General features: G+C 64.3%; 23 protein-coding genes. 8 read left to right on the forward strand and 15 right to left on the reverse strand.

Annotated elements, in window-relative coordinates:
• Positions 1-9 precede the first annotated feature (9 nt).
• The 4 genes from mnmG to HGK27_RS18130 all read left to right on the forward strand — a co-directional run bounded on the left by mnmG (position 10) and on the right by HGK27_RS18130 (position 4385).
• On the forward strand, positions 10-1857 hold the full coding sequence (gene mnmG / locus HGK27_RS18115; protein WP_206242413.1) for a tRNA uridine-5-carboxymethylaminomethyl(34) synthesis enzyme MnmG: 1848 nt from the start codon (positions 10-12) through the stop codon (positions 1855-1857).
• On the forward strand, positions 1854-2531 hold the full coding sequence (gene rsmG, locus HGK27_RS18120; RefSeq protein WP_206242415.1) for a 16S rRNA (guanine(527)-N(7))-methyltransferase RsmG: 678 nt from the start codon (positions 1854-1856) through the stop codon (positions 2529-2531). The genes mnmG and rsmG overlap by 4 nt, the downstream gene beginning before the upstream one ends.
• A 67-nt stretch (positions 2532-2598) precedes the next feature.
• Entirely contained in the window at positions 2599-3390 is a 792-nt protein-coding gene (locus HGK27_RS18125; RefSeq protein ID WP_206243353.1) for a ParA family protein, read from the forward strand.
• A complete protein-coding gene (locus HGK27_RS18130; RefSeq protein WP_206242417.1) occupies positions 3387-4385 on the forward strand; it encodes a ParB/RepB/Spo0J family partition protein in 999 nt (332 codons plus the stop codon). Before HGK27_RS18125 ends, HGK27_RS18130 begins: the two co-directional genes overlap by 4 nt.
• On the opposite strand, the gene HGK27_RS18135 is transcribed toward HGK27_RS18130, so the two are convergent.
• Positions 4386-4763 (reverse strand): hypothetical protein, encoded by a 378-nt coding sequence (locus HGK27_RS18135; protein ID WP_206242419.1) that lies wholly within the window; start codon positions 4761-4763, stop codon positions 4386-4388.
• Between the two features lie 320 nt (positions 4764-5083).
• Complete coding sequence (locus HGK27_RS18140; protein ID WP_206243355.1) at positions 5084-5566, reverse strand: GAF domain-containing protein; 483 nt, start codon at positions 5564-5566, stop codon at positions 5084-5086.
• 60 nt (positions 5567-5626) lie between these two features.
• Here HGK27_RS18140 and HGK27_RS18145 point away from each other — a divergent pair, with 60 nt between their 5' ends.
• Complete coding sequence (locus tag HGK27_RS18145) at positions 5627-7102, forward strand: PQQ-dependent sugar dehydrogenase (protein WP_206242421.1); 1476 nt, start codon at positions 5627-5629, stop codon at positions 7100-7102.
• Between the two features lie 379 nt (positions 7103-7481).
• On the opposite strand, the gene HGK27_RS18150 is transcribed toward HGK27_RS18145, so the two are convergent.
• Positions 7482-8312: an ATP-binding protein gene (locus tag HGK27_RS18150; protein WP_206242423.1), complete on the reverse strand. Its 831-nt coding sequence runs from the start codon at positions 8310-8312 to the stop codon at positions 7482-7484.
• A gap of 157 nt (positions 8313-8469) precedes the next feature.
• Between HGK27_RS18150 and HGK27_RS18155 the strand changes: the two genes are divergently transcribed.
• Positions 8470-9411 carry an L-threonylcarbamoyladenylate synthase gene (locus tag HGK27_RS18155; protein WP_206242425.1) on the forward strand — a complete coding sequence of 314 codons (942 nt, stop codon included), beginning with the start codon at positions 8470-8472 and terminating at the stop codon, positions 9409-9411.
• A 1-nt stretch (position 9412) separates the two neighbouring features.
• Here the strand turns inward: HGK27_RS18155 and HGK27_RS18160 are convergent, their stop codons facing one another.
• The 6 genes from HGK27_RS18160 to HGK27_RS18185 all read right to left on the reverse strand — a co-directional run bounded on the left by HGK27_RS18160 (position 9413) and on the right by HGK27_RS18185 (position 15022).
• On the reverse strand, positions 9413-10141 hold the full coding sequence (locus HGK27_RS18160; RefSeq protein ID WP_206242427.1) for a head GIN domain-containing protein: 729 nt from the start codon (positions 10139-10141) through the stop codon (positions 9413-9415).
• 399 nt (positions 10142-10540) lie between these two features.
• On the reverse strand, positions 10541-11071 hold the full coding sequence (locus tag HGK27_RS18165; protein ID WP_206242429.1) for a CarD family transcriptional regulator: 531 nt from the start codon (positions 11069-11071) through the stop codon (positions 10541-10543).
• 244 nt (positions 11072-11315) lie between these two features.
• Positions 11316-11711: a hypothetical protein gene (locus tag HGK27_RS18170; RefSeq protein ID WP_206242430.1), complete on the reverse strand. Its 396-nt coding sequence runs from the start codon at positions 11709-11711 to the stop codon at positions 11316-11318.
• 67 nt (positions 11712-11778) lie between these two features.
• The gene (gene fdxA, locus HGK27_RS18175; RefSeq protein WP_206242432.1) at positions 11779-12117 is read right to left on the reverse strand and encodes a ferredoxin FdxA; all 339 of its coding nucleotides are present in this window, start codon (positions 12115-12117) and stop codon (positions 11779-11781) included.
• A complete protein-coding gene (locus HGK27_RS18180) occupies positions 12114-12443 on the reverse strand; it encodes an RNA-binding S4 domain-containing protein (RefSeq protein ID WP_206242434.1) in 330 nt (109 codons plus the stop codon). Before HGK27_RS18180 ends, fdxA begins: the two co-directional genes overlap by 4 nt.
• A 2-nt stretch (positions 12444-12445) precedes the next feature.
• Entirely contained in the window at positions 12446-15022 is a 2577-nt protein-coding gene (locus HGK27_RS18185; RefSeq protein ID WP_206242435.1) for a helicase-related protein, read from the reverse strand.
• A 383-nt stretch (positions 15023-15405) separates the two neighbouring features.
• Between HGK27_RS18185 and HGK27_RS18190 the strand changes: the two genes are divergently transcribed.
• A complete protein-coding gene (locus HGK27_RS18190; RefSeq protein ID WP_206242437.1) occupies positions 15406-16854 on the forward strand; it encodes a M23 family metallopeptidase in 1449 nt (482 codons plus the stop codon).
• 258 nt (positions 16855-17112) lie between these two features.
• On the opposite strand, the gene HGK27_RS18195 is transcribed toward HGK27_RS18190, so the two are convergent.
• Together HGK27_RS18195 and HGK27_RS18200 are read right to left on the reverse strand one after the other, a co-directional pair.
• The gene (locus tag HGK27_RS18195) at positions 17113-17445 is read right to left on the reverse strand and encodes a HesB/IscA family protein (protein WP_206242439.1); all 333 of its coding nucleotides are present in this window, start codon (positions 17443-17445) and stop codon (positions 17113-17115) included.
• 50 nt (positions 17446-17495) lie between these two features.
• Complete coding sequence (locus tag HGK27_RS18200; RefSeq protein ID WP_206242441.1) at positions 17496-17927, reverse strand: CBS domain-containing protein; 432 nt, start codon at positions 17925-17927, stop codon at positions 17496-17498.
• A 125-nt stretch (positions 17928-18052) separates the two neighbouring features.
• Between HGK27_RS18200 and HGK27_RS18205 the strand changes: the two genes are divergently transcribed.
• Positions 18053-18415 (forward strand): hypothetical protein, encoded by a 363-nt coding sequence (locus HGK27_RS18205; RefSeq protein ID WP_241127292.1) that lies wholly within the window; start codon positions 18053-18055, stop codon positions 18413-18415.
• On the opposite strand, the gene HGK27_RS18210 is transcribed toward HGK27_RS18205, so the two are convergent.
• Genes HGK27_RS18210 through HGK27_RS18225 form a run of 4 tightly spaced genes read right to left on the reverse strand, consistent with a single transcriptional unit; the run spans position 18388 to position 21408 of the window.
• Positions 18388-18768 (reverse strand): (2Fe-2S) ferredoxin domain-containing protein, encoded by a 381-nt coding sequence (locus tag HGK27_RS18210; RefSeq protein WP_206242443.1) that lies wholly within the window; start codon positions 18766-18768, stop codon positions 18388-18390. The two genes, HGK27_RS18205 and HGK27_RS18210, sit on opposite strands and share 28 nt — an antisense overlap.
• Positions 18769-18781: 13 nt before the next feature.
• Positions 18782-19273 (reverse strand): DUF2497 domain-containing protein, encoded by a 492-nt coding sequence (locus tag HGK27_RS18215; RefSeq protein ID WP_206242445.1) that lies wholly within the window; start codon positions 19271-19273, stop codon positions 18782-18784.
• Positions 19274-19329: 56 nt separating this feature from the next.
• On the reverse strand, positions 19330-20787 hold the full coding sequence (locus tag HGK27_RS18220) for a TolC family outer membrane protein (RefSeq protein ID WP_206242447.1): 1458 nt from the start codon (positions 20785-20787) through the stop codon (positions 19330-19332).
• On the reverse strand, positions 20788-21408 hold the full coding sequence (locus HGK27_RS18225) for a protein-L-isoaspartate O-methyltransferase family protein (RefSeq protein WP_206242449.1): 621 nt from the start codon (positions 21406-21408) through the stop codon (positions 20788-20790).
• Between the last annotated feature and the right edge of the window lie 244 nt (positions 21409-21652).

The following is a 21652-nucleotide window of genomic DNA, read 5'->3' on the forward strand; positions in this document are numbered from 1 at the left end:
GGCGGGCCCATGCAGAATTTCGATGTGGTTGTGATCGGCGGAGGCCATGCAGGGGTCGAGGCCGCTGCCGTTGCCGCGCGCATGGGCGCGAAGGTTGCCCTGGTCAGTTTCGATCTCGACGCCATCGGCGCCATGAGCTGCAACCCGGCCATCGGCGGCCTGGGCAAGGGCCATCTGGTGCGCGAGGTCGATGCCTTTGATGGCATCATTGCCCGCGCTGCCGACGCTGGCGCGATCCACTATCGCATGCTCAACCGCAGCAAGGGCAGCGCCGTGCAAGGCCCGCGCGTGCAGGCCGACCGCAAGCGCTTCAAGGCGGCGGTGCAAAAGCTGCTGGTACATCAGGGCGATCTGACTCTGGTGCAGGGCGAGGCGGCTGCGCTGATTCAGCAGGGCGGCAAAGTCACCGGTTTACAGCTGGCCGATGGTTCCACGATCAATGCTTCGGCGGTGATCCTTTGCACCGGCACCTTCCTTGGCGGCACGTTGTTTCGTGGCGAAGAGCGCATGGTCGGCGGCCGCATCGGTGAGGCTTCGGCCCAGCGATTGGCGGCGCAGATTCGTGATGCCGCTCTGCCGATGGCACGGTTGAAGACGGGTACGCCGCCGCGCCTCGATGGCCGCAGCATCGATTGGGCTCGTCTTGAATCGCAGCCTTCGGAAACGATCCAATGGTGCATGTCACCCATGGAAAAGGCGCGGGTGAATCCGCAGGTGTTCTGCGCCATCACCCGCACCAATCCCGCGACGCATGATGTGATCCGCGCCAACCTCCATCGCTCGCCTTTGTTCAGCGGTGCGATCGGGGCGACCGGCCCGCGCTATTGCCCCAGCATCGAGGACAAGATCCACCGCTTCGCCGACCGCGACGGCCATCAGATTTTCCTCGAACCCGAGGGTCTCGATACGCCGCTGGTCTATCCCAATGGGGTGTCCACCTCCTTGCCCGCCGATGTGCAGCTCGCAATGCTGCACACCATGGAAGGGTTGGAAGAGGTCGAGATGGCGGTGCCGGGCTATGCGGTCGAATATGACCACATCGATCCGCGCGCGCTCTATCCCAGCCTTGAGGTGAGGGCGATGCCGGGCCTCTATTGCGCCGGACAGATCAACGGCACCACCGGTTATGAGGAAGCCGCTGCGCAAGGACTCATCGCAGGCATGCATGCTGCGGCTGCTGTGCTGGGCAGGGCGCCCGCGCCGCTTGATCGCGCCAATGCCTATATGGCGGTGATGGTGGACGACCTGACTCTGCAGGGCGTTTCCGAACCCTATCGCATGTTGACGGCCCGCGCCGAATATCGCCTTCGGTTGCGCGCCAACAATGCGGTGACTCGTCTGACACCTCTGGCACTGGCTGCCGGTTGCATCGGCGAGGAACGCCGCGCCTGGTATGAACAGCGCGAGGCGGATCGCGAGGCCTTTTCGGCCAAGCTCGATCACCTTGTGACCAGCGCTGAATTAGCCCGCAGCGGCGTGCCCGTCCGTGAGGATGTAGGTCGCTTGCCGCTGCGCGAATGGCTCCGTTTTGGTGGCGTGACTCTCGACACGCTGGAACCCTGGATCGAAGACGGTCTGGGAGATGATGCCGATCTGGCGGCAGAGGTGGCGGAGGACGCTGCCTATGCTCCCTATCTGGAACGGCAGGATCGCGAATTGAAGGACATGCGCGCGCATGATGGTTTGGCTCTGCCAGAGAATTTCCCCTATGCCGATACGCCCGGCCTCTCCCGTGAAATGGTTGAGCGGTTGGGTAAGGCTCGCCCAACGACGCTCGCTGCAGCCGGGCGCGTCCCGGGGATCACGCCTGCTGCGCTCGCAGCCCTGCTCGTTCATGCGCGGAGGCTTTCGGCATGATCGCTGATGAGGCGGCAGCCCTTGCCTGGCTGGAGCAATTGCCCGGTTTCGACAGCGCTGCAAAAGCGCGCGCCGAACGTCTGGTGGCGATGCTGAAAGAGGAAAACGAGCATCAGAATCTGGTGTCGAGCGGATCGCTGGCCGAAGTCTGGCGGCGCCATATCGTCGATTCAGCGCAGCTTCTGACTCATGTCACTTGGCCGGATGTTTCACGTGAAACATCGGGGCCATGGCTCGATATGGGGACGGGGGCGGGATTCCCCGGTCTGGTCATCGCGTTGATGCGGCCCGAGATGCCGGTGTGGATGGTTGAATCGCGCGCACGCCGGGTCGATTGGCTTCAGCGTGTTTGTGACGATCTGGATCTGAAGCAGGCCAAGGTGATCGGCAGCCGTTTGGAACTGGTGGAAAGCCAAGCCGTATCGGTGATTTCCGCCCGGGCCTTTGCACCATTGCCGCGTCTGCTCGAACTATCTGCCCGGTTTTCCACAAAGGCGACCGCGTGGCTGTTGCCCAAAGGGCGGTCGGCAGGGCAAGAATTGGCAGAGCTGACCGGATGGCAGCATATGTTCCACGTGGAACCATCGATCACCGATGGCGAGGCGGGGATCATCATGGGGCACCTTGAGGGGCCCGCGGACGGAAAAAAGCGCGCCAAATCCAAACGTGCGTAAAGACCGACCGACCTATCCGCCGATGCAGATACCCATGGCGCTCCACGCCACAGACGAGGATGAACCGATGATCCGCGTTGCCATTGCCAATCAGAAGGGTGGTGTGGGTAAAACCACCACCGCCATCAACATGGCCACGGCGCTTGCCGCCACCGGATGGAAGACGCTGCTGGTCGATCTCGACCCGCAGGGCAATGCCTCGACCGGCACCGGTGTGGGCACGGATCAGCGCGAATGGTCTTCTTACGACCTGCTGATGGGGGAGGCCGTGCTGAGCGACTGCATCATGCAGACCCGCATCCCTGGCCTTGATATCGTACCCGCCACCGTCGATCTCTCCGGCGCCGAGGTTGAGCTGGTGGCTGTCGATCATCGCACGGACCGGCTGCGCCATGCACTGTCACTTGATGCGGTGGCAGCGGCTGGTGGCTATGACATCTGCTTTATCGATTGTCCGCCCTCGCTGGGTCTGCTGACTCTCAATGCGCTGACCGCCGCCGATACGCTGCTGGTGCCACTGCAATGCGAGTTCTTCGCGCTGGAGGGTTTGAGCCAGTTGCTCCAGACGGTGGAGCGCGTGCAGCAGCGTTTCAACGCTGACCTGGGCATCATCGGCGTGGCGCTGACGATGTTCGATCGCCGCAACCGCCTGACCGATCAGGTCTCCGCCGATGTGCGCCAGGTGCTGGGCAATCTGGTGTTCGACACCGCGATTCCGCGCAACGTCCGCCTCTCCGAAGCGCCCAGCCACGGGCTTCCAGCCCTCATTTACGACCAGCATTGCGCGGGCAGCAAAGCCTATATGGCGCTCGCCCGCGAATTGATTGCCCGCCTGCCAGAACAAAGGAAAGCCGCATGAGCGAGGATACCGCGCCCGCCCCGACCCCTGAAGCCCCCGTTGCACCGCGCCGCAAGGTGCCGGCGCTGGGGCGCGGCCTTCAGGCGCTGCTCGGTGAGACGCGGCGCGAGGAACCGCTGGTGCAGTCCAACCCTGCCAGCGGCAATCTGCCCGTTCACGTGGAAAGCCAGCAAGCCACCCGCGTGGAGGGTGGAATGGCCATGCTGCCGGTCTCCTCTATCGAGCCGCATCCTGATCAGCCGCGCCGTCATTTCGACGATGCCGCGCTGGACGAACTGGCCGCGTCGATTGCGGCGCGCGGGGTGATTCAGCCGGTGATCGTGCGTCCGTTGAGTGATGGGCGTTATCAGCTTGTGGCCGGTGAGCGCCGCTGGCGTGCCTCGCAGCGTGCGCAGGTGCATGAGATTCCCGCGCTGGTCCGCACGCTGACCGAGCGCGAAGTGATGGCTCTGGCGCTGATCGAGAACCTGCAGCGCGAAGACCTCAACCCCATCGAAGAGGCGCGCGCCTATCAGCGTCTCGCCGAGCATGAGAGCATGACTCAGGCCGATATCGCCCGCATGGTCGATAAGAGCCGCAGTCATGTCGCCAACATCCAGCGCCTGCTGAGTCTGCCCGATCCAGTGATCCTGCTGGTGGAGAAGGGCGACCTCTCCATGGGCCACGCCCGCGCCCTGATCGGCGCGGAAGATGCGACCGCGCTGGCGACTCAGGCCGTGGACAAGGGCCTTTCCGTACGTGATGTGGAAGGGCTGATCCGCCGCCGCAACAAGGGTGAGGTCACCACCGCTGCTCCGCGCCGCGCGCGCGATTCAGGCGAGGTTGCGGACAATGCCGATATCGCTGCCGTGCAGGCTCATCTTGAGGACTTCCTCGGCCTGTCTGTGAAGATCACCGCCGACACCGATCCGCGTTCGGGCACGGTGACGATCCGTTATCGCACCTTGGATCAGTTGGATCTGGTGTGCCAGCGTCTGACTGGCGGCGGAATCTGATCAGAGTTTGATCCTCTTGTCATGCACCACCCGGCGCGGTCGCGGATGCGGTCTGGCCGGGGGTGGGCAGGGGATGCAGTCCATCCCGCCGCTTGTTTCCACTGGCACGGCATAACCATAGGTGGGATCGGGCGCGCCGCCGGCTTCATAGTAGTTCAGCCATGCCTGGCAGCCTTGATCGATAGCGGCGTAATCGGGTTGCGCGCCGCGAGTCAGGCGGTTGCGGCATTCGTTCAGCCAGTTGATTCTTTGATCCGGGGCGAAGGGTCTTAGATAGGCCGCTGTCATCGGGGCAAGTGGTGGGGGGAGTGGGCGCTCGGCGGCATGGGCCACGGCGGGAAGGGCGCTCAAAGCTGCCAGAAGTACCAGGCGATGCATGGGCCATCTCCTCTCTCAGCAAGCAGGAAGATGGTTAATATGTGCCTTTTTAGGCAAGTAGGAAAGGGAAGAAAGTTGAATGCGAGGGTCATGACCCTCGCGCTCCCTTGAATGTCTACGTCGCGCACAAGCTATCGGGCAGGCATAGATTCATAGCGCCGCAGGCAGTTGCTTTGCTGCGCAGCATTTGCATTCCAAACTGAATCTGATTGCTTGCGGCGCGGAGAGGTTGGGAGCAAGGATCGTGCGCCACTGCCGCTTCGTCGGGAGACGTTATGGGAGCGCGAGGGGGTAACCCCCTCGCATCTTCCCTTTAATCCTTAAATCGCTTCAGCAATCGCCAAAGCCAGCGCCTCGATCCCCTGCGCGTCTTCCTCATCGAAACGCGCCTTCTCCGGACTGTCGAGATCGATCACCGCGATCACCTTGCCATCGCGCACCACCGGCACCACCAGCTCCGACTGACTCGCCGCATCGCAGGCGATATGGCCCGGGAAGGCATGGACATCGGCGACAAGCTGAGTCAGCCCGGAGGCCGCCGCCGTGCCGCATACGCCGCTGCCGAAAGGGATACGGATGCAGGCGGGCTTGCCGATGAAGGGGCCGAGGACCAGCTCATCCTCAACATTGCGGTAGAAGCCCGCCCAGTTCAGCGTGGGCAGCATCTGCCAGAGCAGCGCCGCCACGTTGGCCATATTGGCGACGGGGTCGGGTTCTCCGGCGATCAGGGCTTGGGCGGCCTGAGTCAGGTCACGATAGGTTTCGGCCTTGGATTGGCCGGGGAGGGGGGCAAAGTCGAACATGGGCATGCCATACTGCTTCTGGCGCTTGCCGCCTAGGGCATGCTGTCCTATCCACACGCAATGAGCCCTTTTCTTCGCAAATTGCTGATCGGCACGGGCATTGCCGTGGTCGGTCTCGGCGCCTTCACTGGCTGGGTGTGGTATGGGAATCCGACATCGGAGCCCATCGAGCAGTTCGAGGGCACCAAGCCCCGCATTGTCGATCCGCAACCCGAAAAGATTCCCAGTATCGCGGTCTACAAGCCGATTGGCTGGGATGCGGGCGCCGCGCCTCAGGCTGCGCCGGGCATGCAGGTGACTCGCTTTGCCGAGGGGCTGGCCCATCCGCGCACGCTCTACACGCTGCCCAATGGCGATGTGCTGGCGGCCCTGACCGGCCCGCCGAAGGGCAATGATGCGGGCGGCATCATCGGCTTTATCCAGCGCACGCTGGTCGGTTTTGTGGGCGGTGGCGACACCTCGGCGGATGAGATCGTGCTGCTGCGTGACAGCAAGGGCACAGGCAAGGCGGATCAGCGCTTCGTGCTGCGCCACGACGATCTGCACAGCCCCAGCGGCATGGCCTACGCCGATGGCAAGCTCTACATCGCCAATGACAATGCCGTGCTTGCCTTCGACTACAAGATCGGTGACACGACTCTCACCGGCAAGCCACATAAGGTCATGGATCTGCCCGGCGGCGGCAATCACTGGATGCGCAACCTGTTGATGGCGCCGGATGGCAAGACGATGTTCGTCGCCATCGGTTCGGCCTCGAACATTGGTGAGCGTGGCATGCAGGCCGAGGAAGGCCGCGCCATGATCGAGCAGATCGACATCGAGAAGATTCCCACCGGCAAGTGGCCGGCGCGTCGCTATGCGGCGGGCATGCGCAACCCCAATGGCATGGCCTGGAATCCCGCCACCGGCGAGATGTGGACCGTGGTGAATGAGCGCGATCAGCTCGGCCCGAATCTGGTCCCTGATTATCTGACCAACGTGCCCGCCGGCGCGCATTACGGTTGGCCCTGGTACTATTGGAAGGACAAGCAGGACGACCGCGTCGATGCTCCGATCCCTGAGTACCTCACCGATTACATCCGCAAGCCGGAGTATGCCATGGGGCCGCATGTGGCGGCGCTGGGGCTGGTTTTCGGGCAGGATGGCTCGCATCTGGGTGAGCAGTACGCCAGTGGTGCCTTTATCGCCCGCCATGGTTCGTGGAATCGTCGCCCGGCGGTGGGTTACGATGTGGTCTATGTGCAGTTTGACGATCACGGGAATCCGCAGGGCCTGCCCAAGCCGATCCTGACCGGTTTCCGCGATGCCAAGGGTGCGCATGGTCGCCCCACCTGGCTGCAGTGGGCCAAGGATGGCGCTCTGCTGGTCAGTGACGATACGGCGGGGATTATCTGGCGTGTGTTTGCTCCGGGCGCGAAGCCTGCCATGGCGCCCAAGCCTCTGCCCACCGAGCATCTGCCTGCGCCCAAGGATCTGAAGGACCCTAATAGGCAGTATAGTGCTGATTTTCAGGCTGATTCCAAGGTTAAGCAGTAAAGGGTAAAAGCGAGGGTGTTACACCCTCGCGCTCCCATGAATGTCTACGTTGCGCTTCGAGTTCGGCCTTGCGCTTCGAGTTCGGCCTTGCGCTTCGAGTTCGGCCTTGCGCTTCGAGTTCGGCCTTGCGCTTCGAGTTCGGCCTTGCGCTTCGGGTTCGGTCTTGCGCTTCGGGTTCGGTCTTGCGCTTCGGGTTCGGCCTTGCACTTCGTTTGCGCCGCCGCAGGCAGAATCTTTTAGTGCTTAGGCTGGCGTTCTAACCTGAATCTGACTGCCTGCGGCGCGGCGAGGTCAGGCGCAAGGATCGTGCGCCACTGCCATTTCGTCGGGAGACGTTATGGGAGCGCGAGGGGGTAACCCCCTCGCATCTTCTCTTTCCTTAAATCTGCTTCCCCACTCGTCCTGCCAATTCAGTGATGTAGTGCGAAGCAATACGCCCCGACCGGCCACCGCGACGCTTTGACCATTCCAGCGCGTCGGAAACCTCCCACTCCAGCCCATAGGCCGCCGCATAGCCCCGGATGATCCCGAGGTAATCGTCCTGGCTGCAATTGTGGAAGCCGATGGAGAGGCCGAAACGGTCGGCCAGCGCCAACTGGTCGTCCACGGCGTCGCGCGGATTGATGGGGTCGTCCTGCTCCGACATATGGCGCGAGACGATGGCGCGGCGGTTGGCGGTGACAGCAAGGCGCACATTGCGCGGGCGGGCCTCGACGCCGCCCTCCAGCCAGCTGCGCAGGGCGCGCGGGCCGGCTGAATCGCCTTCCTCAAAGCCGAGGTCGTCGATGAAGACGAGAAAGGGGCGGGGCACATCGCGCAGCACCGAGAAGAGCGTGGTGAGCGAGGAGAGCGCGTCGGGCGCGACCTGCACCAGCGCGAGGTCGGTGCCCTTGTCCTCGCGGGCGTGGCGCAGGCTGGCGCGGAGCAGGGCCGATTTGCCCATGCCGCGCGATCCCCACAGCAGCATGTCATGCGCGGCGTGGCCGTGGGCGTGGCGCAGGACGTTGTCGACCACCTTGGCCTTCTGCTCATCCACGCCGTAGATCAGGTCGAGCGAGGGGGCTTCGATGGCGGGGACGGCGCGGGGCTGGATGCCGTTCCAGACGTAGGCGGGGGCGGCGGACCAGTCGATGGGCGTGGCGGCGGGGGCGGCGATGCGCTCCAGCGCGGCGATGATGCGGTCGATCTGGCCAGCGAGTTGATCGCTCATGGGTATTCTCTCCGAACGGAGCGTTTTCGAGCCGGATCTCCATCCGGCGGCTCGGAAAACGCGACCATAAAAAACGTCGCCTCACACCTTGCAAATTCGCGAGGGTAGGGGAAGCCTCTCTCTTGGAGCTTGCGATGCCTGTGCCTATAGCGGGGCGATGAGCATCCCCATTCTTCTGCCCGCCGATGAGGCTGGGCTGGCGCAGGCCATCGAGCAGTTGACCGCAGGCGAACCCGTGGCCGTGCCCACCGAGACGGTCTATGGTCTGGCCGCGCGTGCTGATCGCGCCGAAGCGGTGGCGGCGATTTATCGCGCCAAGGGGCGGCCTGATTTCAACCCGTTGATTGTGCATGTCAGCGATGTGGAGGCGGCTGAAAAGCTGGCGGTGGTCGATGAGCGGGCGCGCGCCTTGGCTAAGGCTTTCTGGCCGGGTGCGCTGACGATGGTGCTGCCGCTTCGGGAGGGGGCTCCGTTGGCTGCGGCGGTGACGGCGGGTTTGCCCACCGTGGCTTTGCGTTGCCCGGCGCATCCGGTGATGCGGCAGGTGCTGGCGCAATCGGGGCTGGCGCTGGCGGCGCCCTCGGCCAATCGCAGCGGTGGAGTCAGCCCGACGCGCGCCCGACATGTCGCTGAATCATTGGCGGGGCGCATCGGGCTGGTGCTGGATGGCGGGGCCTGCGCTCAGGGGCTGGAATCGACCATCGTGGCGTTGCGCGAGGGCGGGGGGTGGCAGGTGCTGCGCCCGGGCCCGATCACCGCTCAGGCGATCGCTGAGGCGCTTGGAGAGGATGAGTTGGCACCGTCAGCGGATGCTGGGATCGAAGCGCCCGGCCAGATGACCAGCCACTATGCTCCGGGCAAGCCGGTGCGCCTGAACGCGCGCGAGGCGGAGGCGGATGAATTCCACATCGGTTTTGGCGCGATTGCCGGTGCGATGAATCTGTCCGAGTCAGGCGATCTGGCCGAGGCGGCGGCGAATCTTTACACTGCCCTCCACGCTTCGGCGCAGGCCGATCAGCCGCGCGTCGCCGTGGCCCCCGTACCCGACAGCGACATCGGCGAGGCGATCAACGACCGCCTGCGCCGCGCTGCCGCCTGAGTCAGGGTTCGCACACCACCTTGCCGGTGCCCATGGCATGGACCTCGCATTTGGCGCGGCCCTTCACATGCAACGAGCCCGTGCCAAGAATGCTGGCCTTGATGTCGCCATCCGAGGCGAATTCCGTATCGCCCGTCCCGGCGATGTTGATCTCGGCCTTGTCGACCTTCAGCTCGGCCATATGCGCGTTGCCGGTGCCGGCGATGTTCAGTTCCAGCCCGCCGGCGGTGCCGCCCGCCTTGTAATTGCCGGTGCCGGCGATGTTCACCTCCAGCTTGCCGATGGCGATATGCGGCGTCTCGATGTTGCCGGAGCCCGCGACGGAGATCTTGGAATCCTGCGCCAAGGTCTCAGCCGTGATCTGGCCCGAACCCGCCATCGTCAGCGATTTGGGCGCGGGCATGGTGACGTCCACGGTGAACGGCCCCTGATTGCTGACGCCGGATTTGCGCAGAATGCCCAGCGTGCCATCCTTCAGGGTGAAGCGCAGCACATTGTCCGTATCGCCACCGACGTGAATCGCCAGCTTGTCGCCTTGATGCAGGCGAACCGTATCGGGGCCGAGGAGCACCAGCTCATTGGCCTCGGCATGAGTCAGGTCGAGTTCGGCCAAGGGCTTGCCCTTGTCGCCATTGATCGAGATATCGGCTGTATCGCAGGCCGACAACGCCATCACCATCCCCAGCGGAATCAAGGCGCCAAAGCTGGCGGCGAGTTTGCGGATGTCCATCGTGTGGGTCTCCATCTTATGTGTGTTGGTTGTATAATACACATCGAGAGGGAGAACAAGAAGGGGAAAATGCGAGGGTCATCACCCTCGCGCTCCCTTTAGTGTCTGCGTTGCGCCACGGGTTCGGTCTCAGAGCAAGGTCGCGGCGGCGCAGGCAGAATCTGCGTGAGGCCAGCGTGGACTCTGACTGCCTGCGGCGCGGAGAGGTTGGGCGCCACGATGAGGAGCCACTGCCGCTTCGTCGGGAGACGTCATGGGAGCGCGAGGGCCCGGAGCATTCCTCTTGAGGAATGTGACCAACTAAAGACTCTCCCCTCGCATCTTCCCTTTCCTGAACCGCCTGAATCAAAAAAGGGCCACCCTTGCGGGCAGCCCCTTCTTTGCACCGAATCTGAAGGTTCAGACCACGGCGGCTTCGTAGTACTTGGGTGCATGCTCGTTGAGGATCACGAGGATCTTCTTGAGCGCTGCGGGTTCGTCGGTCTTTTCCATGGCCGCCAGTTCGCGGGCGAGGCGGCTGGAAGCAGCCTCGAAGATCTGGCGTTCGGAGTAGGACTGCTCGGGCTGGTCGTCGGCGCGGAACAGGTCGCGGGTCACCTCGGCGATCGACACGAGGTCGCCCGAGTTGATCTTGGCTTCATATTCCTGGGCGCGGCGCGACCACATGGTACGCTTGACCTTGGGCTTGCCCTTCAGCGTATCGAGCGCCTCGCGCAGCGTCTTGTCCGAGGACAGTTTGCGCATGCCGATGGCTTCGATCTTATTGACGGGAACGCGCAGGGTCATGCGCTCTTTCTCGAATCGCAGCACATAGAGTTCAAGCTTCATGCCGGCGATTTCCTGCTCGAGCAGTTCGATCACCCGACCGACACCGTGCTTGGGGTAAACGACGTAATCTCCAACATCGAAGGCGTGAGCCTTGGCGGTCATCTATCGTCCTTTCGCGCGGCGAGGCTTGCGACCAAGGGGTTGACTCTGAAAGAGAACGGCGCTGTCATGGCCGGGGGTGGCCAACAGCGCCTGTCAACGAAGGTCAGCAAACCTGCCTTTCATGGTGTTTGGGTTTCGACCCGGGTATGCGATGGCTGTAGACCGGTTTTGGGAGACGGTTCCAGTCGCGCGGGGTATTATATATCCCATCTGCAACAAAATTGCCAGAGGCAGAACGCTCGCCTCAGCGAAAACGCGGATTCGGGCTCAGGGCTTCCATTCCGGGGAGGCCGGAGGCCATGGAATGCGCCATCAGCTGTTCCAGTCTGGCCAGGGCTTCGGCGCCTGGCATATGCGCGGCATCGCCGGCGGCCTGGCGCGACATTTGCTGGATCAGGGCCGCCATTTCGGTCAGCACCACCATCTGACGCTGGTAGAGCGTTTCGACATGATCAAGGCGGCTGTAGAGGCCGGAGACCTTCGTGGCCGACAGCACACCGTTCACGACAAAGCCGAGAGAGGCGAAGACCACCGCCGTTAAGGCATAAGAGGCGATGACGCCAAGCGACAGATACACGAGGCCCACTCCCAGCTCGTCGTAAAACAAGCCGGGAGTATCGCAATTCAACCGATTGCTCAACGCATTCCGGTCTTAATTTTTATTCACGGACGTAAAATCTTCCCGCTTTGGGACAGCGAGTGAAAGATCAATCACCCTCGCCCGGGGCTTCCGAGAACTGGGTTTCGAACTTGCCGTCCTTGCCCTTCCAGTCGTCGGCGTCGTCCGGCGCGTCCTTCTTGACGGTGATGTTGGGCCATTCTGCCGAGAACTTGGCGTTCAGCTCCATCCACTGCTCCAGACCGCTTTCGGTGTCGGGCAGGATCGCTTCGGCGGGGCACTCGGGCTCGCAGACGCCGCAGTCGATGCATTCGCTGGGGTTGATCACCAGCATGTTCTCGCCTTCGTAGAAGCAGTCCACGGGGCACACTTCCACGCAATCCATGTATTTGCAGCGGATACAGGCGTCGGTGACGACATAGGTCATGGCTGCAAATCCCCTTTCGCTAGGTAAGCCAAATCAGCGCTAATGCTTGGGCGCGCTGCTAGGGCGGAAACACGCGTTTCGTCAAGCACGCGATAACAGGCCTGTGCCTCCGGCGCGGGGCCGCGACGTGCGGGCAACACCAGAATCTCGATCACGCGCACGCCATGGGGCAGGGGCAGCACCAGAATATCGCCGGGTTTCACCGCTGTGCCGGGCCGCTCCACGCGCCGTCCGTTAAGGCGCATATGGCCCTCCAGCACCCAGTCATGCGCGCGGGGCCGCGTGGGAGAGAGGCGGATAAACCACAGCAGCTTGTCGATCCGCATGCTCATCCTGCCACCAGTTGCCTGGCCATCAGCTGATGGAGCGCGGCAAAGGCGCCGCCGTTGGGGGCCGGTTCCGGGCTGGCCGCAGTTTCAAAGCGAGGTGGCTGCCAGCGCCACACCACCGGCGCGGGCGGGCCGGAGACAGTCTCACCCAGCATGCGCGGCATGATGGCCCGGAACCCGGCGAGCCGCAGCAAATGGGCATAGGCCCTTGTGCTCAGCCCCATGCGCAGGGCGGGTGCGGGATCGAGCATGAAAGGACGGTTCCGCGCGGCGACGCGGCGGCCATGGGCTTCGCGCAGCAGAGCTTCGGCACGGTCGATGCGCAGGGCCTGAGCGCCCAGCAGGCGATAGAAGGGCAGCACGCCCTTGCGCGGAGCGGGGATCAGCACCGGCATGGACTCGATTTTGGCGCGGCCATGCAGCGCGGCCCAGGCGCTTTGCGCGCTGGCTTTCAGCATGGAGGGTACAAACAGATCGAGCGCGCCTGCCTTCACACCCAGATGTCGCAACCTTTCGCGCTGTGCCTTGTCGAGCCGTTCGATGCCGGAACCGGCACGGGGCACCATGCCGCCGGATTCCACCAGACGGATCAGCAAGGCGCGCAGCTCCGGCCCGGCCTGAGCTTCAAGGCTGGCCGCTTCCAGGCGAGCCAGCGGGGCCAGTGGCTTGAGGCATTCTCCCAGCCAGCCTTGCAGGGCGGCGATGAGCCCGTTGCGCTCCGCGGAGGGCATTGGATCAAGCAGAACAGACGGCGTCAAATGTGGCGCGAGCAGGCGGCGTGTCGCAACAAGCTTTGCCAGCGCCTCGCCTTCCCAGAGGATCGCGCCGCTCTCCAGAGTCAGGCCTGTGTTTTCGCCTGCCGTGATTTTGCCAGCTGTGATTTTGGTTGTCAGATCGCGTGCGCGCGCAGCGATCAGCGCTGGCAAATGCTTTTCCGCAGCGGCCAGCAGCAGCTTGCGGTCAGCCAGGCGCGTGGAAGGATCGACATGGAAGCGGAAACCGGCCAGCGTGCCGATGGCTTCCTCCTCCACCAGCACGGTGTCATCCTCCAGGCGCACCGGCAGCAGACCGGCATCCGGCCCCAGCTTGCGCATCAGCACGGCGGTGCGGCGGTTGACGAAACGCTCGGTCAGGCGGCCGTGCAGCGCGTCGGAGAGGCGCGCCTCCACGGCGCGGGCGCGTTCGGCCATTTCTTCCTGAGCCAGCACCCAGTCACGGCGCTGGCAGATATAGGCCCAGCTGCGGATCGCGGCGATGCGGCCCTGCAGCGTGTCGATATCGCCGCTGGTGTTGTCCAACTGGGCGATGGCACGCGGGGCGTGATCGCTGGCCAGCGGGCCATGCGCCAGCTCCTGCCACAGGCGTTCCACGAAGCGCGCATGGGTTTCAGCCCCCTGCTGACGGAAATCGGGCAGGCGGCACACATCCCAGAAGCGGCGCAGCATGCCGGGCGAGGTCAGCGTATCGGTGACAGCCGAATCCTCCGAAAGCCGCTTCAACACCGCCAGATCGATGGCCTGAGGCGCGGGAATCAGCTCCACGCGTTCCGGAGGCTCCTCCAGATCGGCGATCAGCGTGGCGAGGGAATCGAAACGCGGCCCGGCCTCGCGCCAGAACAGGCGGGTGATCGGCGGAAAGCGATGCTCCTCGATGGCGTAGATTTCTTCATCGGCGAATTCAGCCTCATGCGCGCCGCCTGCCAGCGTGCCGAAGGTGCCATCACGCTGATGCCGCCCGGCGCGCCCGGCGATCTGCGCCATTTCCGCCGGAGTCAGTCGCCGCTGCCGCACACCGTCGAACTTCGACAGCCCCGCAAAGGCGACATGGGTGATGTCCAGATTGAGCCCCATGCCGATGGCATCGGTGGCCACCAGATAATCGACTTCGCCCGCCTGATAGAGTGCCACCTGTCGGTTGCGCGTCTCGGGGCTGAGCGCGCCCATCACCACCGCCGCCCCGCCACGAAACCGGCGCAGCATTTCGGCCACGGCATAGACCTGCTCGGCACTGAAGGCGACAATCGCGCTGCGCGGCGGAATGCGCGACAGTTTCTTCGCGCCGGCATAGCTGAGCGTGGAAAAGCGCGGGCGGCTGACGATCTCCACACCGGGCACCAGCGCCTTGATCAGCGGCTCCATCGTGGCCGCGCCCAGGAACATCGTCTCCTCGCGCCCGCGCGCATGCAGCAGGCGGTCGGTGAAGATATGGCCGCGCTCGCGATCGGCGCAGAGCTGAATCTCGTCCAGCCCCACAAAGGCGACATCGCGCCCCATGGGCATCGCCTCCATGGTGCAAAGCAGCCAGCGGGCGTTCTTCGGTTCGATCCGCTCCTCGCCGGTGATCAGCGCGACCTGCTCGGGGCCCTTGATCGCCACCACCTTCTCGTAAACTTCCCGCGCCAGCAGGCGCAGCGGAAAGCCCATCATGCCGGAGGAATGGGCGCAAAGCCGCTCAATCGCGAGGTGAGTCTTGCCCGTGTTGGTGGGGCCAAGCACCGCCTTCACACGGGATTGACCGGTGTCGCGGGCCGGTGATGTGCCGAGGCCGCGAAAGGGAGCAGGGGAATGCTTCGCCATGTCCTGTCTAAGATGGCAGTGCAGGGGGCAGGGGACAAGGGTTGGGGGCAGTTTTTCACAGGGAAGTAAGGTGAAAGGAGAAATGCGAGGGTCATGACCCTCGCGCTCCCTTTAATGTCTACCTTGCGCCATGGGCTCGGCCTTGCGCCCAGATTGCCGCGACGCGGTGAGGATGGGGTGCCACTGCCCTTGCGTCGGGAGACGTCATGGGAGCGCGAAGGGATAATCCCCTCGCATCTTCTCTTCCTGAATCCCTTCGCTCTACCCGGTCCTTATCCATTGATTAACCCAACTCATGCAGGGCTAAAGCGGCATCACGCACACAGGCAGACGAAGTGTACGCATTCCGCCATAGCGACGATTTGCAGGCCCAGGGCGGAGCCATGCCCGCCGCCGTGGCCGAGCAAGGCCTGTGGCAGCGCTTCCTGACTCATTACCGCAAACTCGATATCGCCGATGATCTGGCCGAGGACATCGGCACACCGCGCTGGTGGCGGGGGATGGGCGTGCTGGCCACGGGCATCGCCTGCGCGCTGAGCTTCTGGCCCGGCCATGCAAGACTTGAGGCGGCCATGGCCATGCCTCTCGATGCCGTCGCAACGGACGAATGGCGCAGCCAGACCTTGCGCCCCCTGGCGCTGGGCGCGGAGATGGGCCAGCGCATGGCGCCGACCCATGCCGTCACGCCCATCGCCGCCGTGCCGGAACGCCCGAGTATTTCGCTGGTGGCGACTCTGGCGCAGGGGGACTCGCTGGAGCGGATGCTGGAGCGGGCAGGGGTCGGTTCAGCGGATGGCGCGCGGGCGCTGTCTCTGATTGCCTCGACCATGCCTCCGGGGGAGATCGAGCCCGGCACGCGCTTCGATATCACTCTGGGCAAGGCATCGGCCCCCGGCCAGCCCCGCCCGCTGGACAAGCTCGATTTTCGCGCGCGGATGGATCTTGATCTGGCCGTCAGCCGGGGTGCGGACGGGCTGACGCTGGGTAGCCATGCCATCGCGGTGGACACCACGCCGCTGCGCATTCGCGGCCCTGTCGGCCCGAGCCTCTATCATGCCGCGCGGGCGGCAGGTGCGCCGATGAAAGCGATCGAGCAGTACCTCCATGCCATCGACGCCCATTTCAGCCTCGACGAAGTGGCACCGGGCGACACCTTCGACATGATCGTCGCCTACAAGCGCTCGGCGCGCGGCGAGACCGAGGTGGGCGACCTGCTCTACGCCGGCATCGAGCATGACGGCAAACCGCGCACCCAACTCCTGCGCTGGAGCGGCGCGCATGATTCAGGCGACGCGCAATTCTTCGACGCCCAGGCCATGACCGAGCAGCGGACCTCCAACGCGCTGATCATGCCGGTGGCGGGCGCGCGCATCACCTCCAGCTTTGGCATGCGCTATCACCCGATTCTGGGCTTCTCGCGCATGCACTCGGGCACCGATCTGGCCGTGCCATGGGGTTCGCCGATCTACGCCGTGGCCGATGCGCTGGTCACCTACGCAGGCTGGCGCGGCGGCTATGGCAATTACGTGAAGCTGGAACATGGCGGGGCGCTGGCCACCGGATACGGCCATATGAGCCGCTTTATCGTCTCGCCGGGCATGCGTGTGCGAGCCGGGCAGGTGATTGGCTATGTGGGTAGCACGGGCATGTCGACAGGCGCACACCTCCATTACGAGGTGTTCCGCGATGGGGCCTCGGTCGATCCCATGTCGATGCATTTCACTGTGAGGGCGGGCGTGGACAAGGCCGAGATGGATGCCTTCAAGGCCAAGCTCACGCGCATTCTCACAGTGAAGCCGGGAGCGGCTTTGCAGAGATTTTCAGGCGGGTAAGAAGGAAGTGAAGATGCGAGGGGGTTACCCCCTCGCGCTCCCATGACGTCTTCCGACGCTAAGGCGGTGGCGCCGCATCGTTGCGCCCAAGCTCTCCACCTGCTGGCGCCGCAGACAGTGAATCTCATGATCAATGGATTGTGCAGGCGTTTTTAGAGCCTGCGGCGCGGCAAGCTGAGCGCAAGGTTGAACCCGATGCGCAACGTAGACATTAAAGGGAGCGCGAGGGTTATGACCCTCGCATCTATCCTTCCTTCTTCAAACCGCGAAGGAAGACCCGCAACCGCATCCGGCGACAGCGTTAGGATTCTCGACCTTGAACGCCGCACCACCCAAAGACTCGACGTAATCCACCACACAGCCCGAAACCAGATCGAGGCTCGCCGGATCGACTACCAGAGTCACCCCATCGGTTTCCGTCACCGAATCCTCGGCGTCGGGCGCGTCGGCCAGACCGAAGCGGTACTGGAAGCCCGAACATCCGCCACCCTCGACCGAAAGACGCAGGATTGCGGGCTTGGCCTGCTTGGTGGCGATAAACGCCACGCGCGCGGCTGCCGAGGGGCTGAGGGTGAGAGGAGCTGCGGTCATGTCGCCCATGTAGGCATGGCGAGCCCGCCCCGCAAGGCGGGCTCGCCGTTTCAGGCCGTCTGGATGTAGTCGCGCATGGCTTGGGCCTCGCTCTGGATCCGCTCGATGCGGTATTTCACGAGGTCGCCGATCGAGACGAAGGCCACCATCCGCCCGGCTTTCAGCACGGGAAGGTGGCGGATGCGCCGCACGGTCATCAGTTCCAGCGCTTCGAGGGCGCCGGTGGAGGGCTCGACGGTGATGGCCGGCGAGGTCATCACCTGCCCGACCAGCTTGTCGAGCATGGAGGGTCCGTGGGTGCGCAACTGGTGGATGACATCGCGTTCGGAGAAGATCCCGGCGATGGCATGGCCATCCATCACCGGCACGGCGCCGATGCGTTGCGAGGCGAGAAGGTCGACAGCTTCCTGAACAGGTGTGGTGATCGAAACATGGATGATGGGGCGATCTTTTTGCCCTTCAATGAGACGCGCAATCGTCACGGCGACTCTCCCTGTTTATCTTTTGGGACCGTGACTATGACATGAGTCGCAGACCTTGGCGAGGGGCCCTGTAGTGACGGCGACACGGGGCGTGGCGGGGGCACGGCGGCGTGTTGAACGCCCCCATGAAAGCCATTGCCAACCCCCGTGGGCAGGCGCATGACGCGCGGATGACGCGGCCTTCCTCACCCTTGGACGATCCGGCAACGGCGGTGGCGATATGGGCGCGTTTCCGGCGGTTGATGCGCTGGATGTTCCTGATCACGCTGGCCACGGTGATTGGCGCCTTGACGGTGCTGTACCGGCAGGAGGGGCGGGTCTCGATCCATTTCTACATCGCGGTGGCGGTCGGCGTGTCTTTCGCGATGCTGCTGACGTCAGGGCTGATGGGGCTGGTGTTTCTGTCGAACGCCAGCGGGCATGATGCCGCTGTGGCCCAGCCTGATGAAGCCGAAGACGATCAGCCTTCGGAAGGCCGCAACCGGTAATCTTCCACCGGCACGCCGCCGATCAGATGTTCCTGAATGATGCGCTCCAGCACCTCTTCGGTGCAGGAGTGATACCAGACGCCATCCGGCCACACGACCGCGACCGGCCCAGCAAAGCAGATCTTCAGGCAATCGGCCTTGCTGCGGTGGATGCCCTTTTCGGGCAGGCCTAGCTGCTTGGCGCGCTTTTTCAGATAGGACCACGCCGCGCTGCCCACCTCATGCGAGCAGCACTCGCCCTTCTGCGGTTCGGCGCAGAGGAAGATATGGCGGTTGATGCCGCCGGGCGTGTCCGGATCATGCGCAACCTTGTGCAGGGCACGCGCGGCCAGAGCCAGTTCATCCTTGCTCATGGCCGCTGATCTTTCAGAGCTTCTTGCCGACGATGCGGGCGATTTCCTCGGCCACAAGGCGTTCCACCATGGCGGGCAGATGCGCGTCCAGCCATGCCGAGAGCGCCGGGCGCAGCAAGTCGCGAGTCAGCCCTTCCAGCGAGGTTTCGCCGCTGCGCACGATCTGCGGCTGGGCGGCGGGCTGGGCCATCATCGCCAGAGCGGCCAGCGATTCGCGCATCGAGGAGCGGACATGATCCTGCACCAGCGATTCGACCGAAACCTCCTCGGCCTCTTCGGCTTCGACATCGTCGAGGAAGCGGGCGCTGGCGGCCAGATCCAGCACGTCATCCTCATGCAGATCATCGATCGGATGCTGCTGCTGCGCGACAGGGGCCGGGCTGGGCGGAGGAACCACGGTCTCCGCGCGGCTGCGGCGCGTGTCCCCGGCGCGCGTGTCATGCGCGATCACCTTCTTGATCGATTCCAGAATTTCTTCGACCGAAGGTTCGCCGGGCTGGCGCATTGCCGTCATCTCCACAGGGGCCAAACCTAGGGTGAATCCCTAGAGAGGCTGAATCTTCACGGAATTGAGCCGGTCTGGGCCGGTGTGTCAACGGTGCGGGTGGCGGTTGGCCCCATTTTGGGGTCTGTCGCCCAATCCCACAGCGTGCCCTTCACGCGCTTGTAATGGGCGTCGGGATCGTAGATCGCATCCTTGTCAAAGCCCAGATCGCGCGCCTGCGCCCGGCCCATCGTCACCAGCAGATTGAACCCCGCGACATAGGCGTTGCGCCGGGCCGTCACCAGAGTCACCTGCGCATTGACCAGCTCCTGCTCGGCATTGAGGATGTCGAGCACGGTGCGGTTGCCCACGGTGTTTTCCGCGCGCACGCCCTCAAGGCTGAGCTGCGCGGCATCCACGGCGGTCTGGCTGCTGGTGATCACATCATTGGCCGCGGCCCATGTCGCCCAGGCCGAGCGGGCATTGGCGATCACCTGCCGCTCGGTGCCGATGGCGGTTTCCGCTGCCTGATCCTCGCGCGCCTGCGCCTGTCTCACCTGCGCGGCGGGGCGGCCGCCCTGAAACAGCGGAATCGTTGCCCGCACGCCGACATCGGCGGCGGTGTAGCGCTGTGGCACGCTGCCCGAGACGAAGCCGATGTAGCTCAGCGAATTGAGATAATCGGTATAATTGCCATCGGCGAAAAGGCTGACCGTCGGCAGGCGACTGGCCTTGGCGGAGGACACATCATGCCCCGCCGCCTTCACCCGCTGGCGCGAGGCGGAAAGATCAGGATTGTTGTCCAGCGCGTAGCCCACGGCCTCTTCCACCGTGGCGGGCAGATCGGGCAGGGGCGGGGGCGATTCCAGCACGCCCGCAGGCTCACCGATCACCTGAATATAGGTCTCGCGCGCGGAGACCAGATTGGCCTCTGCAGTGCGCAGATTGCCGCGCGCCACGGCCAGACGGCTCTGTGACTGGGCGACATCGGTGCGGGTGAGATCGCCGATCTGGAACCGGTCCGAGGTCATCGACAGGTCGAATTCAAGAGTCTGCACCTGCGCCTTGTTCAGCCGCACGATGGCTTCGGTACGCATCACATCGAGATAGGCGGCCACGGCCTGCGCAAAAATGGTGCCCTCGGTGGAGCGCAGATCGTCCTTGCCGGCGCCGACGCGGATTTTCGCCGCCGAAATCGCATGGCGCACGCCGCCGCCGGAATAGATCGGCACATTCAGCGTGGTGCTGGCCCCCAGCATGCGCGGCAGATCGGTGCCCGAGACCGGGCTCTGGCGGACGAATTCGGTTTCAGTGACGGTGGTGATCAGGCTGGGCAACCCGTCGGCACGGGCGATCGGCACGGACTCATCGGTGGCGCGCTGCCCGGCGCGGGCGGCGGCAAGCGTGGGGTTGCTGCGATAGGCGGCGCCCAGCGCGCCGCGCAAATCGTCAGCCGCCGCAGGGGAGGCCGGGAAGAGAGCGCCGATGGTGAGCCAACCGGCCAGCAGTCGTGATACGCGCTCTCTTCCCGTCACTCAGAAACTCCAGCGTTTGGGCGCGGCAAATTCGGGCAGCAGCGGAACATTGTCGTCCGCCACCGGGTCGAAGGCCACGGCTTCGGCATGCTTGGTGCCGCGCACGATGCGCGTCATCACCTTGTTGACCTGACCCGTGATGATGCGGCCACCGGCGCTCAGCGCCAGAGTCAGCGCCTCGGGCAGGGCCTCGATGGCGCCGTCGATCACGATCAGCGAATAGGGCGAATTGGGCAGGCCATTGTCGATCTCGGCGGCGTCGACGATGGTCAGCTTGCCGACCAGCGGGCGCATCACCTCGGCGAAATAGTTGCTGCCGTTGCTGACGATCAGAACGTTGTCGTCTTCCTTGGGCGCGGCGGCGGCCAGCATCTTGCCGTGCACGGTGGGCGCGGGCAGGAAACGGCCATTGCCCAGCGGCAGGGCGCGGTCGATGTAGGCGGCGTCACGCAGAGCCTCGGGCACGAAATCCTCGCGGGCGACGCGGGCCATGGCGCCCAGCACATAGGGTTCGTTCACCCCGCTGGTGCGCAGCTGGCTGTCGATCATGGCGCGGCGGGCCGAGCCTGGCGCGGCACCCGACACAGCGGCAACGGCGGTGGTGTATTGCGTGGTGGTCATCTGTGTTTCCCCGGGCCTGTATTGCATGCTTAATACAGCAATGCAATGCCTGTGATGATGACCCGCGCGTGGGTTACGCGGGTTTGCGCGCGCTATTAGGGCAAGGCGGGGGGCAAAGCCAAGAGGGCACGTGGGGGGCAAACGCCCAACTTTGGTGGCATCCGGGGGGTTTGTTGTTGGCGAGAGCCCGTAAAGGCGCCTATGGGGCTTGCCACAAGGGACAGGCGGCGCCGAACCGGGCGCG

The organism is Novosphingobium terrae, assembly GCF_017163935.1.
GTDB lineage: Bacteria > Pseudomonadota > Alphaproteobacteria > Sphingomonadales > Sphingomonadaceae > Novosphingobium > Novosphingobium terrae.

Coding starts and splice junctions, on each gene's coding strand:
- mnmG (WP_206242413.1), top strand. CDS start 10: ATGCAGAATTTCGATGTGGTTGTGATCGGCGGAGGCCATGCAGGGGTC.
- rsmG (WP_206242415.1), top strand. CDS start 1,854: ATGATCGCTGATGAGGCGGCAGCCCTTGCCTGGCTGGAGCAATTGCCC.
- HGK27_RS18125 (WP_206243353.1), top strand. CDS start 2,599: ATGATCCGCGTTGCCATTGCCAATCAGAAGGGTGGTGTGGGTAAAACC.
- HGK27_RS18130 (WP_206242417.1), top strand. CDS start 3,387: ATGAGCGAGGATACCGCGCCCGCCCCGACCCCTGAAGCCCCCGTTGCA.
- HGK27_RS18135 (WP_206242419.1), bottom strand. CDS start 4,763: ATGCATCGCCTGGTACTTCTGGCAGCTTTGAGCGCCCTTCCCGCCGTG.
- HGK27_RS18140 (WP_206243355.1), bottom strand. CDS start 5,566: ATGTTCGACTTTGCCCCCCTCCCCGGCCAATCCAAGGCCGAAACCTAT.
- HGK27_RS18145 (WP_206242421.1), top strand. CDS start 5,627: ATGAGCCCTTTTCTTCGCAAATTGCTGATCGGCACGGGCATTGCCGTG.
- HGK27_RS18150 (WP_206242423.1), bottom strand. CDS start 8,312: ATGAGCGATCAACTCGCTGGCCAGATCGACCGCATCATCGCCGCGCTG.
- HGK27_RS18155 (WP_206242425.1), top strand. CDS start 8,470: ATGAGCATCCCCATTCTTCTGCCCGCCGATGAGGCTGGGCTGGCGCAG.
- HGK27_RS18160 (WP_206242427.1), bottom strand. CDS start 10,141: ATGGACATCCGCAAACTCGCCGCCAGCTTTGGCGCCTTGATTCCGCTG.
- HGK27_RS18165 (WP_206242429.1), bottom strand. CDS start 11,071: ATGACCGCCAAGGCTCACGCCTTCGATGTTGGAGATTACGTCGTTTAC.
- fdxA (WP_206242432.1), bottom strand. CDS start 12,117: ATGACCTATGTCGTCACCGACGCCTGTATCCGCTGCAAATACATGGAT.
- HGK27_RS18180 (WP_206242434.1), bottom strand. CDS start 12,443: ATGCGGATCGACAAGCTGCTGTGGTTTATCCGCCTCTCTCCCACGCGG.
- HGK27_RS18185 (WP_206242435.1), bottom strand. CDS start 15,022: ATGGCGAAGCATTCCCCTGCTCCCTTTCGCGGCCTCGGCACATCACCG.
- HGK27_RS18190 (WP_206242437.1), top strand. CDS start 15,406: ATGCCCGCCGCCGTGGCCGAGCAAGGCCTGTGGCAGCGCTTCCTGACT.
- HGK27_RS18195 (WP_206242439.1), bottom strand. CDS start 17,445: ATGACCGCAGCTCCTCTCACCCTCAGCCCCTCGGCAGCCGCGCGCGTG.
- HGK27_RS18205 (WP_241127292.1), top strand. CDS start 18,053: ATGAAAGCCATTGCCAACCCCCGTGGGCAGGCGCATGACGCGCGGATG.
- HGK27_RS18210 (WP_206242443.1), bottom strand. CDS start 18,768: ATGAGCAAGGATGAACTGGCTCTGGCCGCGCGTGCCCTGCACAAGGTT.
- HGK27_RS18215 (WP_206242445.1), bottom strand. CDS start 19,273: ATGCGCCAGCCCGGCGAACCTTCGGTCGAAGAAATTCTGGAATCGATC.
- HGK27_RS18225 (WP_206242449.1), bottom strand. CDS start 21,408: ATGACCACCACGCAATACACCACCGCCGTTGCCGCTGTGTCGGGTGCC.